Source organism: Komagataeibacter oboediens (assembly GCF_018491655.1).
Taxonomy (GTDB): Bacteria; Pseudomonadota; Alphaproteobacteria; order Acetobacterales; family Acetobacteraceae; genus Komagataeibacter; species Komagataeibacter oboediens.
Window position 1 is genome coordinate 305,366 of record NZ_JABLUU010000002.1, and the last position, 13,952, is coordinate 319,317.

The following is a 13,952-nucleotide window of genomic DNA, read 5'->3' on the forward strand; positions in this document are numbered from 1 at the left end:
TTTTTGGGTGCAGCCTTTTTTAAAGGCTGCGTTCTTTCGAGGCTTTCTGAAAAAAGCTTTGCCAGAGACTTTTTCATGAAAAAGGCCGCATCCTTTCGGATGCGGCCTTTTGTATATCCCGCAGCGGCGGGATCATTCCTCGTCGATCGGACGCTTGGGGAGCAGGGCCGGCACGAAAACCAGCGTCGCCACCAACGTGCAGGCCAGCGACAGCAGCAGCAGCCGGCCCATGCTGGCGGTGCCCGGATGGTGGGACGCCGCAAGCGACCCAAAGGCCGTGCCCGTCGTCAGCGCGGAAAACAGCACCGCGCGCGCCGTCGGGCTGGACAGGGGCAGCTTGATCCCCGCCCGCCAGTTCATGACGAAATAGATGTTGAACGACACGCCCACCCCCAGCAGCAGGGGAAGTGCGATGATATTGGCGAAGTTCAGCTGCTCCGGCACTACAATGATCAGGATGACCGTCATCAGCGCCGACAGCAGCAGCGGCGCCAGCACCAGCGCCGTATCCAGCAGCTTGCGCAGGGCCACCGCCAGGATGATGGCGATCATCACGATGGCGGCGGCCGCTGCCGTGACAAAGGCATGCACCATGGTCGCCGCACTCTGCACGATGTCGATGGCGGATCCCGCCGCCATGGGAGCGACCTTCTGGATTTCCTCCACATAGGTGTGCAGCGCCCGGTTGCCCTTCATGTCCTTCGTCGGATGGACCTCGACCAGCGCACGCCCGTCAGGCAGCAGGTAGTCATGCGCCAACTGCGCGGGCACGTCGGAAATCGCAACCGGTTTCACCTGCAGCATGTCACGCAGCATGTTCAGCTGCATGGGCAGGAAGCGTACCAGTGCCTCGTTCGTGGCCAGCACGCGTTGGTCATCCGCCTGCGACAGGTGGGCCAGCGCCGACTGGATGCGGCGCAGCGGGTCATCGGCGGGAAGCTTGTCCATTACACCACCAAGTGCCGCCGCCGTCTTTGCCGCTGCCGTGCGCAGGGCATCCGCATCCGGTGCGGGTGCGGGGTTGGGAACCAGCAGCGTCGGGAGCATGATGTTCGCGGCGTCCTGAATCAGGGGCAGCTTGTCCTTCTGCTCCGCAGGCACCAGCGATCCCAGCCACAGCGCGTCATGCACCATTGGCAGGCTGGAAAGTTTATCGGACATGGCGGCGGCCTGATCCAGGTTCGGCATCAGTACATCCACCGTATAGGGTGAGTACTGCGGCTCCGACATCAGCATGCCCAGCGTGACCATTCCCTCCGACTTGGGGTTCTTGGTATGCAGCGGGTCCGCGTCGAAGGTCAGGCGGGGCACAAGGGCCACGCCCACCAGCGCGATCACCACGAAAACCCCAAGGATCGGCTTGCGATGATGGCGGATCGCCACGTCGACCGGGCGGGCGAAGGCAAACCCGATCTTGCCATGCCCGGATGTGGGCCGGAACAGCCGCAGCAGGGCGGGCAGCAGCGTCAGCGTGCAGATGAAGGCGAACAGCATGCCGAACCCGGCAATCAGCCCAAGCTGCGCCACACCGACGAAGGCGGTGGGGGTAAAGGCAAGGAATCCCGCCGAGGTCGCCATGGCGGCGACAAGGATCTGGTGGCCGGTTTCATTACCGGTCTGCTCAAGCGCGTCCAGCAGCCCCGGTGAGGAACCGTCCGGCAGGGCCTGCGCGCGGAACCGGACCGAGAACTGGATGGCGAAGTCCACCGCGATGCCCACGAACAGGATGGCGAACGCGACCGAGATCAGGTTCAGCTTGCCCACCACGATTGCCGCAAAACCGGTGGTCAGCAGCAGGCCGGAGACCAGCGTGATGATGATGGGGATGATGATGCGCCACGTATGCACCGCCAGGATCAGCCACAGCGAAACCAGCACCAGCGACCCCAGCAGGCCCGCCACCATGCCTTCGGCCACGGTTGCGAATTCCTCGTCCGCGATCTGGGTATCACCGGTGATGTGGACATGCGCCCGCCCGCTCTGGACAAACGGCAGGCTGTTGGCAGCGTTGCGGATGGCGTCCGACGCGGCCCCGCCGGGCTGGAAGGAATCATAATCCAGCTTGGGCTGTGTCACGACAAACTGGTACTTGCCGCCAAGGTCCGCCAGATCGCCCGCCAGCAGGCGTTCCCACGACAGGGGTTCGGGCGTGCCCGAGACCGAGTGCTGCAGGGTCGTGGCGAACCCGTCCAGTGCGGCATGGAAGGGGCCCAGGTCGGCCTGTCCCTGGCTTATGCCCAGTGCGATCAGGTTCAGCGCGTTGAACAGCCCGCGTCCCGACGGGTCGGCGGCCAGTTCACTCAGGAACGGCTGCGCGGTTATGGTGGTGTTCAGCACCCGCTCCAGCGCCTTGGCGTCAAGGAACATGAGGCCGTTGCGCACCAGATAGGGGTCGGTCTGGGGCGTGGTGACGTAATTGAAATGGGCATGGTCGTCACGCAGCTTCGCCGCCAGCGCTAGCGCGGTCTGCTGCGCCTCTTCCGGCAGGGCCGCGTCAATCACGGCGACAAGCTGGTCCTGTTTCTGGGGAAACAGCCGCCCCATCTCGTCCGACCGCTTTTTCCAGTCCAGCGAGGCCGAGAACATCGTCCCCGTATCCGTGGTCACGCCCAGCAGCGCGTAACTGGCATAGGTTGCCCCTACGATCAGAAACGCAAAGACCAGCACCACCGCAATGGCACGACGGGAACAGAAAGCGACAAGGCGCCCAAGCGGTACCGATAGCATGACGAGTATTCAGCCCTTCAGAAACCTACGTCGTGCCGCATGAGGCGCGGCAGTCGGTGAAGAGGCCCGGTTTGGCCCATGATGCGGTCCCGATGCAAGGTGGTTCTTTGTCACACGACGTGACCGCGCATGGCGCGGGCATCATGACTGACCGGGCAGGTGCGCTTCCCCTGCGGTGGACGGGGCGGGACGGATCCAGCGTATTTCCATGACCTGCCATGCCACGAGCGACGGCAGGCCCCATGCAATCTCCCGCAGGCGCTTGATGAGCGACAGCGCGATCCCCATCTGCGGCGACAGGCCGAACAGCCCCCCGATGATGATATATCCCCCCTCCGACACGCCCAGCGCGCCGGGTACGGCGAAGCCTGCCGACTTTGCCGCCTGTCCCACGCTTTCGATCACAAAACTGTCAGCAAGCGAAAGCGGATGCCCCATGGCCTTGAGCACAAGGAAAACCTCGAACGTGCCGAGCGACCAGCCCAGCAGCTGCAACGCGCCCGCGCGCAGCGAATTTTCATGCGTGCGGTAAAGGGCGATGATTTCGGCATGCAGGCCGCGGATGTCATCCACCCCGTCCCATCCCAGATGGGACGCGATGCGCACCAGCAGTTTTTCCACAAGGGAAATGGCGCCCAGATACTGGCTGCCAAAGAACACGGCGCCCAGCAGGACGGCGGCCCCGGCGCTTTCCATCAATTCATCCGTCACATGCGACCGGTTGACCAGACAGAATAGCACCCCAAGCCCGATCAGCGTGAAGGTGACCTGGCTGAGCAGTTCGATCGTCAGGTCGCAGATCGTCGCGGCAGCGGCGCGCTTTATGCCCATGTTCTCGCGCCGGGCCATGAGGCGGGTGGTAATGACTTCACCGCCCACCTGGGCCACCGGCAGCAGGTTGTTGATCCCTTCGCGCGCGCAGCGCAGGGCGAAAAAATCCATGAAGGCCAGCGGCGCGCGCCCGGTCTGGGCCAGCGTTCGCCATGCCTGCGCCGAGACACAGACCTGGCTTGCATGGAAAATGATGATGGCAGGGATGCTCCACCCGCCGGCCGCAATCAGCCGCAGGATGTCATGCAGACCAAAACGCCCCAGCATCCATATCGTCAGGCCGATACCGAATGCCCCGGCGATGAAGGTAAGCTGCCGCATTCGCCATCCCTGTCCGCAGTCCCTGAAACAGGACCATTAAAAGGCTGTTTTCAGCCACTTAACCGGTCCTCTGTCTATCTTAACAGCCTCTGATTTTCTGAAGCAATGCGATACTTTCAACACAGGCGGCGACCGCTTCGCGGCCCTTGTTGTGCACGTCGTCGCGCGAACGGACCACGGCCTGTTCGTCGGTATAGGTGGTCAGCACGCCAAAGGCGATCGGCACTTCGGTGTTCAGAGTCGCCTGCTGCAGGCCCACGGCGGTGCCCAGGCTTATGAATTCGAAATGCGCGGTATCGCCCTTGATCACGCAGCCAAGGCATACCACCCCGTCATACCGCCCGGTGCGTGCCAGTGTCTGTGCCAGCAGCGGCAGTTCATATGCCCCGGGCGCATACATGACATCGTCCGGTCGCATGGAAATGGCGTGTTCCTCCAGCCATGCCAGCGCGCCATCACGCAGCCCGTGGGTCACGTTTTCATTGAAACGGCTGACCACGATGGCGATGCGCGGCGCGTGGGCGAACTCAAGCTGTGCGGGGGTGGAGGGGATGTTGGTGCTCATATCCGGCGTTTTCCGTTTTAAGGTGTAGAGAGTGTATGAAAATAACCTGTTGATAAAAAACTTTTCTCAGTGCGCGTCGGCTGTTGCGGGTTCGCACAGGGCATGCCCCATCCGGGTGCGCTTGGCTTCCAGATAGGCCCGGTTGAAGGGGTTGGGTTCCACCGCAAGGGTGATGCGTTCACGTACGTCAAAGCCATGGCGTTCCAGCGCACGCACCTTGTCAGGGTTGTTGGTCAGCAGGTCGAGCCGCTTTACCCCCAGCGCGCGCAGGATGTCGGATGCCGCCTGCCAGTCACGCGCATCGGTCTGGAAACCCAGCCGGTGGTTGGCATCCACCGTGTCCAGCCCCTCATCCTGCAGGGCATAGGCGCGGATCTTGTTGGCAAGGCCGATGCCACGCCCTTCATGCCCGCGCACATAGACCAGAACGCCGGATTCCGCCTGTCCGATCTGTTCCAGCGCGCCCTGAAGCTGCGCGCCGCAGTCGCATCGCAGCGACCCCAGCGCATCGCCCGTCACGCATTCCGAATGTAGCCGCACCAGCGGGACAGCGCCCGCGCGGTCGGGCTGCCCCTTGACCATGGCGACATGTTCCGTCCCGTCGGGCGCGCGGAAGGCATGGATCATCATGTCCGGGCCGCCAAAGCGGCTGGGCAGGTGGGCGCGGGCAACCTGTTCGATGGCGGGTGGCGCGTCGGGCACGGTGTTCAGCGGGTTGGCCTCCAGCCATTTCGCCAGTTCCGCAATCGACAGGATCTGCAGCCCGTGGCGCGTGGCGTAGGGACGCAGGTCGTCCATGCGGGCCATGGTACCGTCCTCGTTCATGATCTCGCAGATCACGGCGGCCGGGATCAGGCCCGCCATGCGGGCAAGGTCCACCGATGCCTCGGTATGGCCGGGGCGCGCCACCGTCCCGCCCGGCACCGCGCGCAGCGGGAAGATATGCCCGGGGGAAACCAGGTCCGCAGGCTTCGCGTCGGGTGCTGCGGCCACCAGCACGGTTTCGGCGCGGTCGGCAGCCGAAATGCCGGTGGTGACACCCTCACGCGCTTCGATCGATACGGTAAAGGCCGTGCCGCGCGGGCAGGTGTTCACCTGTGTCATCATGGGCAGGTTGAGCTGCGCAACGCGTTCGGGCGACATGGGCATGCACACCAGTCCACGCGCATGCGTGACCATGAAATTCATGGCATCCGGCGTCATGAGTTCGGCGGCCATGACCAGGTCGCCTTCGTTCTCGCGGTCCTCGTCATCCACAAGGATGATCATCCCGCCCCGGCGGATGGTGGCAACGGCCTGTGCCAGTGCCGGGGGCATCAACGATACTGACATACGCTCTCCACATATTTTGCGATGACATCGACTTCGATATTCACGGGGTCCCCTGCCTGCAGGGTGCCAAGGGTCGTATGGTCCCAGGTGTGGGGGATGATCATCAGGGCGATGCGGAATTCATCCGCGTCACAGCCCCCTTCGCCCGGCGCACCGACATCGTTCAGCGTCAGGCTGATGCCGTCGATCGTGATCGACCCCTTTTCCACCAGATAGCGGCGCAGGCGGGCCGGTATGGTGAAGGTGATGTGACGGGCCTCCCCTTCCTGTCGCACCGCCGCAAGCCGTCCCGTTCCATCCACATGCCCCTGCACGATATGGCCCGACAGGCGGGTGGTGGGAGTGACCGCGCGTTCAAGGTTGACGGTGTGGCCTGACGCAAGCCGGCCCAGCGCCGTGCGGTCCAGCGTTTCCGAACTGATGAAGAACGTGGCCGTGCCCGCCGCATCGAACGACGTGACCGTCAGGCACACGCCATTGACGGCGATGCTTTCGCCCATGGTCAGGTCGGGAATGCCGGTGGCCACGGTTATGTCCAGGTCCCGGTCCAGCCGGCGTGCGGCGGTAATGCGGCCCTGATGTTCGATAATGCCGGAAAACATGCTTACTCCTTCACTGCGGCCAGTTCGGGAAACAGGTGCAGTGGCGTCACGTCCCCCTCCCGCACGCGTATGCTGTAATGATCGGTGCCACCATGGCCTGCAGTAATGGCCAGCCAGTCGTGCCACAGGTTCCGCGCCGTGATTTCCGCCAGAAGCTGCGGCCCGGCTTCCACCATGGCCCACGTAACCCCGGCCTGACCCAGCATGTCGGGCAGGGCCGCGATGTCGGTACAGACCTGCACCGCAAAGCCACGGTCCTGCGCGGCCTGCAGGTAGGCGGCGTCGACTTCCCCCGTCCGGGTGCAAACAGCCAGCACACGCGGCGCGCGCTCCGGGTGGTCGGTCACCCGGCGCACGTTCAGGCCCGGATTGTCGGCGCGGATGGTGCTGCCGGTAGTAATCACCGCATCCGTCGCGCGACGCAGGCGGTGCGCAAGGTCCAGCGACGCGGCGGAGGTAAAGGTGGTGCGGCCCGCCGGTGGCACCATGGATCCCGTGGCGTCGAGTGCCTGCTTGACCGTGATCCATGGCTGGCCCGTACGCATGAAGTGGGCGAAAGGGGCCAGAAGGCTGCGGCACATGGCCTGTATTTCGCCCTGCGGACCCGTGGGGTGCAGGACGTGCACATCGCAGCCATGCTGGCGCAGGTGGTCCGCCCCGCCCCCTTCGACATGGGGGTTGGGGTCGCGCACGCCGATCCAGACATCGCGGACCGGTGTCGCCAGCAGCGCCTGCGAACACGGGCCGGTGCGACCGGTATGGTTGCACGGTTCCAGTGTGACGACCGCCGTATGGGCGCGATCCAGCAGGCCGCGCTCACGGCACTGGTTTATGGCCTGTATTTCGGCATGGGGGGTTCCGGCGCGGTGATGGCCACCCACCGCCAGGATGGCGCCATCACGGTCCAGCAGGGTACAGCCCACCGGCGGATTGGGGGCGGTCGCGCCCACATGGCGGGCGGCCTCGTTCACCGCCGCGCGAAAGGCCTGCGCGATGGCAGGGGGCATGTCTGGGCCTGAAGGGGGTATGACACCCTGTGGCAACGCGTCCAAAACACAGTACTCCATCCATCCGGACGGACCCAGGGCGCGTAAAACCATTAGCCTGCCTTCACGCACGGAAGGCAGGAGCATAGTTTCCGTTCTCTTTCATCCGGACTGTAACCGTCGGTTCCGGAATTGCACCGGATCTGCTTGACCCCGCCCGCATGTACTGCAGCCGGGCGCTCGCGGACTTATGCCCCTGTTACAGGGAACAAACACCGCCGGTGGGGAATTTCGCCCCGCCCTGAGAACGCCTGCGAACCGGGCGGCTGGCCCGATTCGTATTCAGTAAGATGATCTTGGGAATGATTTTAACGAATTGCAAGTGCGGCGATGGATAACCACGGTAAGTTAGCGTGATTTCAGATGTTGTCTTCCCTGTGGCGTCCCGGATGCAGCAGGGAAGGAATGCGGCCATGATGGCCGAAATTGACCAGCCGTGCCTCTTCCACCTCGATCCGGCCCAGAAGCCGGGAGCGGATCAGCCATATCGCCAGCGCAGCCCCCGTGAACGGCCCCAGCGCGTAAATCCAGAACGACTCCCACTGTCCCGCCACGACGGCGGGGCCGAAGCTGCGCGCAAGGTTGGAACTGTTGCCCGACAGCCATGCGGAAACCGGGTTGCAGAACAGGAAGAACAGGCCACCCGCCCATGGCGTCAGCCATTTCAGGACCGGATGCCCCGCCAGATAGCACAGCATCAGCACCAGCAGGGCCGTCAGCACCACTTCGGTCACCAGCGGCCAGACGATGGCAACCCCGGAGAAGGGAACGGTCGCGGCATAGGCGGATGCCTGCACCATCCGTCCCCATCCGGGCAGGACATGCCCGAGTGCCGCCAGCAGCACGGTGGCAAGACACGCCCCCGCCATCTGGGCCGCCACATACCCGCACAGGTCCACGATCCCCAGCCGTCCCGCCAGGCTGAACGCCAGCGAGACGGAGGGACTGACATGCGCCCCGCTGACGCGCCCGAACGGGGTGAAAGCCGCGACCGTGCCCGACAGCCCGAAAAACAGCCCGCACAGCGCCGTCTGCACGATGGGGTGGGGACCAAGGACCCGGCCAATAGCGGTATAGGGCGTGGTCAGGACCGTGACGGACACGATTCCGCAGATCATGAGCGCCACCGTGGCCACCAGTTCGCAGCCATACAGCTTCCAGTGGAAGGGATGGTCGGGGTGGGGCGACCCGGCGAGTGGCCGGTCCTCAATGGGGCGGGAACCGGGCTGCCGGGGTGCGGTCATGTCCATTACTCCTTCATTCAGCCATGTCGAGGTCTTGAGTTAAGGGAAGGAATGGTGTGGAATAAACGCAATCATGCGAATATATGCCGTGCATGAGAATAGTTAATGCATAGCAGTTGAACGTTTTTTCTATATAGGGTGCAGGCCATTCCTCTATTCCATCCGGCGTATGCCGGATAAGGAAAGGGAGTGGTTTTTTATCTGCCGCGTCCGTTTGTTACTGTATTCATCATCAGTACATGCGTCGGGCGCGGACAGGTGGTTTTTTATTAACCGTATGTTCAGGGGCAGACACGCCAGACTGATGGATTACTGTTGGAAAGTGGATCGTGGTTCCTGTCATCCCGACGGGGTGCGTCGGCCGCGCCTGCTGCTGGGCGGGCTGGTGGTCATGCTGGGTGGCATGGTCGTATCCGAGGGTGCCCGTGCGGATGACATGGCGGAAATCCGCGCCCTGCACGCTGAAATGCGGCGGCTGGAAGCCAAGGTCGAACAACTGGAAGCCCATCACGGCATGACGCATGGCAGCCAGCATGTCGTGGCCGGGCGCACGCTGCGGTCTGGCGGCCACCCGTCGGGCGGGGGGGCATCCGGCACCAGTACGATGGGTCAGATCACGGCCATGCCCGACCTGTCGCGCCTGACCATTGGCGGCCCGACCCTGTCGGATGACGCGCAGGCGGCCGCCGCGGCCGAAAACACCATGACGGAATCCATCGTCCCCACCCAGCCCCGGCTCGACCTTGATTCCTCCAGCCCGCTGGCCATTACCCAGACGGGCGTGGACAGCCTGCCGCCCATTTTCCGCATTGGCGGGGTATCGGTGCGGCTGGGTGGATTTATTGATTTCTCGAACATCTACCGCAGCAAGAACCTGACCAGCGGACCTGCCACAAGCTGGGGCAGCTTCCCCTATGCCAACAGTCCCAACGCCCATACGGGCGAATATCGCCCGTCCGCGCAGCTGACGCGCCTGAGCGTGCTGCTGCAGGGATCGCCCACCAAGGACGAGACCCTGTCGGGCTATATCGAAACCGATTTCGGTGGGGCCGCGGGCACTGCCAACAGTTACCAGACCAATAGCTACACGCCGCGAATCCGGCAGGCGTACATGACCTACAGCAACACGAAATGGGGGTTCCACGTGCTGGCGGGGCAGGCATGGAGCCTGACCACGGGTTATACGCAGGGCCTGCTGTCACGTCATGAACAGCTGCCGCCGGTGGTCGATAACAATCAGATACCGGGTATCGTGTTTACCCGCGTGCCGCAGATCCGCTTCATCAAGGATTTCGGTCGCAAATGGTGGCTGGGGCTGTCGCTGGAGGCACCGCAGGTGGCTTACGCCGCGTCGGGAAGCTGCTCGGATGTTGATTCCACGAATGACACGTGTGCAGGCGGTGGCGACCATCCCATGCTGATCAATAATACCCTCCAGTCCGGTACGCACCTGCTCTATAGCAATGCAGGTGCCGGCATGCTCAACCCCAATGCCAAATACAGCATGGATGTCGCGCCGGACATCGTGCTGAAGGGCGCGCTGGACACCAAGCCCGCGCATTACGAAATTTACGGCCTCGCGCGCTGGTTCAAGGCCATGTCGCAATCAGCCAATGGCGGTCCGATCCGTGAACGGGTGTCGTTTGCGGGGGGCGTCGGCGGTGACGTGACGGTGCATGTCATTCCACGTTTCCTGCAGTTTACCGGCAATGTGCTGGCGGGTGAGGGCATTGGCCGCTATGGCCCCGGCATGCTGCCCGACGCCACGTTCAAGGCCAATGGCACGCCCGCGCCCATTCCTGAAATCATCGGCAGCATGGGGCTGATCGGGCATCCGACACCCGACCTGCTGGTTTATCTGTATGGCGGCGTGGAGCATGCCGGGCGGCGCACCTATACCGGTACGGATGGCAACCAGTATGGCTATGGTGTGAATGACCTGGCCCTGAGCAGCTGTAATGTGGAAATGATCACCGGCGGCAGCTGTGATGCCCAGACCCATACCCTGGCCGACCTGACGGTGGGCGGCTGGTGGCATGTGCTGCAGGGCGGCTATGGTGCGGTGATGACGGGCGTGCAGTACACCTACCTGCGCAAATTCGCCTATAAGGGCGGAGACGGGGCGTCCCCCACCACCGGGGGGAACACCATTTACGTCACGTTCCGCTATTTGCCGTTCCAGTAGCCGCACTGGCTGACAGTGCAGCCAGGCAGTCATTGACCTGATGGGTCAGGTGAATGTCATGTTCGGCGCTGATGGCGTGAATGCTGTCACGGGTCCAGCGGGCGGGCATGCCATGCGGGGTGCACAGTGCCCCCGCCCCCAGCAGCGGCCCGTTGCCGGGGTCCAGAACCGACAGGACGGCATGCGGATTACGTGGCAACGCCTGACGCAGGGCAGTGCGCAGCTGGCGCGTGGTCGCGTCATCCGTATGGGCGATCAGGTCGGGCACCAGTTCGATCCACCCTCCCCATCCCGCCGCCACGGCACGGCGCAGGCGCGGCCATGCCCGATGCGTGTCCAGTGTCCTGACCGTGGCCTCCGCGCCATCTTCATGGATCTGGCGTGACAGGCTGCGCGCGTTCAGATCCAGGCTGGTTTCGGTGATCGTGCCGGGCTGTGGCAGGCTGGCGGCAAGAGCTGTCAGCCCGATGGGGGGAGCAAGCAGGGCCACAAGCAGCATCAGCCGGGGAAAAGATCGTAGGCGCATGGTCTTTGTTCTCCCTTCTTACTGGTGTTGCGGTATGGTCATGGAACCGGGGAAACGTGGCAGGGGCGCGGCGGCGTTGGGGAAAATCATGGGCACGCGGTTGCAGGGGCGCACACATGTGCCTATAGCCTGCGGCGATGCCCGCGCTGTAGCGGGGCAGCCGCGCGATCCTGACCGGACCTGCCACGCGCGTTGACCACCGGGCCATATCCGGCCCTGATCCTATTTCTGGCGGGTCCTGCCATTTTGGAGAACATACGTTTCATGGCTGCCATGTCCTCTTCCGAAATTTCGCGTCTTCAGGTCTGCCTGCGCCGTCTGCTGGGTTCGCCGGGGCTGACGGTCAATGCACCGCCGCGTGCCGGTCTGTCCGTTGAACTGGCGGTCAATGGTGAAGTGGTGGGTACGGTCCACCGTGACGAGGACGAAGGCGAAGTGTCCTACGCCGTCCACATGACCGTTCTGGAAGAAGATCTCCCCGCGCCGAAGTAATTTCCTCACGGTCCATGGCGGAAGCAGCCTTCCGCCCGGGCCTGCGTGTCAGGGCTGGGTAAGTGGCTGGGGCACGGGCCCTGCCGATGCCTCGACCAGCGGGTCGTGCCTGGGGGCGGGCAGGTCCACGCGATGGATCTTCCACTGGAAGGCATGGATGCGCATCTGCAGGCGCAGCGGTGTTTCGTTTTCATGCCCTGGCATGATCACGCTTGCCTCGAACACGCCCGGATGGGTGAAATGCATGTGCACATGCCGCATCAGGCCAAACAGGGTCTGCGGCGCGCCTGGCTGTTCATGTGGCAGAAGATGATCCACCAGCATGCCCAGCTTGTCTGGGCGCACTTCCTCGTCAATGGCGTTCGACATGGCGGATGACGCGAAGGATGAGCCGAATTCCGGCAGTTCGTCATCCGCGTGCTGGGGACCAAGCAGGGTATCGACCGCCTGCGTCTTCAGCCCGTTGCGCACCGATTCCCATTTGAGACAGGTATTCAGGCTGCCCATGTCATGCGTGCGGATGGCCGACGTGATGGACCACAGCGTGAAGAACGGTGACGTGGCGTACAGCGTTGTGGCCGCCGCCAGCGTGCCCGCGCAGACCCAGCGCGCCTGCTGGCGGCGCAGGGTGGCGATGCTGTCGGGAATTTCCATGCGGGAAAGATAAGACATTGATTTATACTCCCCCCAGATGGTTTCACGGCTGTTATTGGACTATACTGGAAACATATCCGGCATGCATTGGTTTCATGATTGGTTGAAGAAATTATCACGTAATCGTGATCTGATGTCCGGCGCATCCGGCTGCATCCCGCATCGGGCGCGGTGTATCCGCCATGGATGCGCGACCGGTCGGGGCAGGAGGCAGAGATGAATTTTTCCGAAGACGAAATTCAGCGCTACGCGCGCCACATTCTCCTGCCCGAAGTTGGTGGAACGGGGCAGGACGCCTTGAAAAAGGCCAGTGTTCTGATTGTCGGCGCGGGGGGGCTGGGTTCTCCCGTCGCACTCTATCTTGCCGCCGCGGGTGTCGGGCGGATCGGGCTGGTGGATGACGATGTGGTCGAACTGTCCAACCTGCAGCGCCAGATCGCCCACGTGACCGACCGGATCGGTCAGCCGAAAGTCGAGTCGGCCGCCCGCGCCATGCATGCGATCAATCCGGGAACACGGGTCGATTGTCATAACGCCCGGATGACAGCCGACAACGCCCGCGCGCTGGTGCGTGACTATGACATTGTATGTGATGGCTGCGATAATTTCGCCACCCGCTACCTTGTGGCGGATGCCTGCGCGCTGGAACGACGGACCCTGATCTCCGCCGCCGTGCTGCGGTTCGAGGGACAGCTGTCCACGTTCCGCCCGGGCGGTCCATGCTATCGCTGCCTGTATCCCGAAGCCCCGCCCGCGGGCACGGTGCCGTCCTGCGCCGAAGCGGGCGTGTTCGGCGCGGTGACAGGGGTGATGGGTACGTTGCAGGCGACCGAGGCGCTGAAGGAAATCCTGCAGATCGGCGAAAGCCTTGCCGGACGGCTGCTGGTGTGGGACGCGCTGGCCATGCGTTTCCATACCATTACCCTGCCGGCTGATCCTGACTGCGCGCTGTGTGGTGCGCATCCGGCCATTCACGACCTGTCCGCCCACCGTGACGCAGCCCCCGTGGCCTGCGGGGTGCCGGAAGGGACGGCATCATGATGCGTGACGACGGGGCGCTGGCTATCCTGTTATATGATGGCGCATATGCCCGTGCGCATTATGCGTTCGTAATGGCGGCAGGCGCGCTGGCCATTGGCCGTCCCGTCATCATGTTCGCGGCGGGACGCGGGGTGCATGCGCTGGCGCGTGACTGGAGCGGGCTGCATGATGCGGGTGATGATGCATTGGTGCGCGCGCGTGGGGTCGCGGGCATGGATACGTTGCGCGATGCGGTAATTGAACTGGATGCGACACTTATGGCCTGTGAAGCAGCGCTGAAACTGTGCGATCTTCCGGCGGACCGCCTGCTGCCTGGCGTGCAGGTGGCGGGTGTGCCCGCTTTTCTTGAAGCCGCCCGGGGGCGGCAGATCATAACCCTGTAAGGA

General features: G+C 63.6%; 13 protein-coding genes and 1 riboswitch. Of the genes, 4 read left to right on the plus strand and 9 right to left on the minus strand.

The genetic code is table 11. The annotated features are described in order from the left end of the window. Window positions 1-132 precede the first annotated feature (132 nt). The 7 genes from HNO79_RS03360 to HNO79_RS03390 form a co-directional block, all read right to left on the minus strand. Window positions 133-2,727 (minus strand): MMPL family transporter, encoded by a 2,595-nt coding sequence (locus HNO79_RS03360; RefSeq protein ID WP_214164701.1) that lies wholly within the window; start codon window positions 2,725-2,727, stop codon window positions 133-135. 141 nt (window positions 2,728-2,868) lie between these two features. Further along, window positions 2,869-3,879, minus strand: coding sequence for a lysylphosphatidylglycerol synthase domain-containing protein (locus HNO79_RS03365; protein ID WP_048856052.1), 1,011 nt, complete (start codon window positions 3,877-3,879; stop codon window positions 2,869-2,871). A 79-nt stretch (window positions 3,880-3,958) separates the two neighbouring features. Continuing rightward, a complete protein-coding gene (ribH, locus tag HNO79_RS03370; RefSeq protein WP_048856051.1) occupies window positions 3,959-4,444 on the minus strand; it encodes a 6,7-dimethyl-8-ribityllumazine synthase in 486 nt (161 codons plus the stop codon). 66 nt (window positions 4,445-4,510) lie between these two features. Then, a complete protein-coding gene (gene ribB, locus HNO79_RS03375; RefSeq protein WP_214164721.1) occupies window positions 4,511-5,761 on the minus strand; it encodes a 3,4-dihydroxy-2-butanone-4-phosphate synthase in 1,251 nt (416 codons plus the stop codon). Then, window positions 5,761-6,378 (minus strand): riboflavin synthase, encoded by a 618-nt coding sequence (locus HNO79_RS03380; RefSeq protein ID WP_214164702.1) that lies wholly within the window; start codon window positions 6,376-6,378, stop codon window positions 5,761-5,763. The genes ribB and HNO79_RS03380 overlap by 1 nt, the downstream gene beginning before the upstream one ends. A 2-nt stretch (window positions 6,379-6,380) precedes the next feature. Then, window positions 6,381-7,385 (minus strand): bifunctional diaminohydroxyphosphoribosylaminopyrimidine deaminase/5-amino-6-(5-phosphoribosylamino)uracil reductase RibD, encoded by a 1,005-nt coding sequence (gene ribD, locus HNO79_RS03385; RefSeq protein ID WP_214164703.1) that lies wholly within the window; start codon window positions 7,383-7,385, stop codon window positions 6,381-6,383. Between the two features lie 129 nt (window positions 7,386-7,514). Continuing rightward, window positions 7,515-7,677: riboswitch (FMN riboswitch) on the minus strand. 106 nt (window positions 7,678-7,783) lie between these two features. Next, complete coding sequence (locus tag HNO79_RS03390) at window positions 7,784-8,674, minus strand: MIP/aquaporin family protein (RefSeq protein WP_200410182.1); 891 nt, start codon at window positions 8,672-8,674, stop codon at window positions 7,784-7,786. A gap of 298 nt (window positions 8,675-8,972) precedes the next feature. On the opposite strand from HNO79_RS03390, the gene HNO79_RS03395 reads away from it, so the two are divergent. Further along, window positions 8,973-10,853, plus strand: a complete 1,881-nt coding sequence (locus tag HNO79_RS03395; RefSeq protein ID WP_010513709.1) for a hypothetical protein — start codon at window positions 8,973-8,975, stop codon at window positions 10,851-10,853. On the opposite strand, the gene HNO79_RS03400 is transcribed toward HNO79_RS03395, so the two are convergent. Next, window positions 10,825-11,352, minus strand: coding sequence for a hypothetical protein (locus HNO79_RS03400; RefSeq protein WP_042658790.1), 528 nt, complete (start codon window positions 11,350-11,352; stop codon window positions 10,825-10,827). The two genes, HNO79_RS03395 and HNO79_RS03400, sit on opposite strands and share 29 nt — an antisense overlap. Before the next feature lie 291 nt (window positions 11,353-11,643). Here HNO79_RS03400 and HNO79_RS03405 point away from each other — a divergent pair, with 291 nt between their 5' ends. Beyond that, entirely contained in the window at window positions 11,644-11,871 is a 228-nt protein-coding gene (locus HNO79_RS03405; RefSeq protein ID WP_010513711.1) for a DUF3126 family protein, read from the plus strand. A gap of 48 nt (window positions 11,872-11,919) precedes the next feature. On the opposite strand, the gene HNO79_RS03410 is transcribed toward HNO79_RS03405, so the two are convergent. Further along, window positions 11,920-12,543 (minus strand): DUF2939 domain-containing protein, encoded by a 624-nt coding sequence (locus tag HNO79_RS03410; protein WP_010513713.1) that lies wholly within the window; start codon window positions 12,541-12,543, stop codon window positions 11,920-11,922. Window positions 12,544-12,741: 198 nt separating this feature from the next. Between HNO79_RS03410 and HNO79_RS03415 the strand changes: the two genes are divergently transcribed. Next, window positions 12,742-13,566, plus strand: a complete 825-nt coding sequence (locus HNO79_RS03415; protein WP_048856045.1) for a HesA/MoeB/ThiF family protein — start codon at window positions 12,742-12,744, stop codon at window positions 13,564-13,566. Next, window positions 13,563-13,949: a DsrE family protein gene (locus HNO79_RS03420; protein ID WP_200410180.1), complete on the plus strand. Its 387-nt coding sequence runs from the start codon at window positions 13,563-13,565 to the stop codon at window positions 13,947-13,949. The genes HNO79_RS03415 and HNO79_RS03420 overlap by 4 nt, the downstream gene beginning before the upstream one ends. Window positions 13,950-13,952 lie beyond the last annotated feature (3 nt).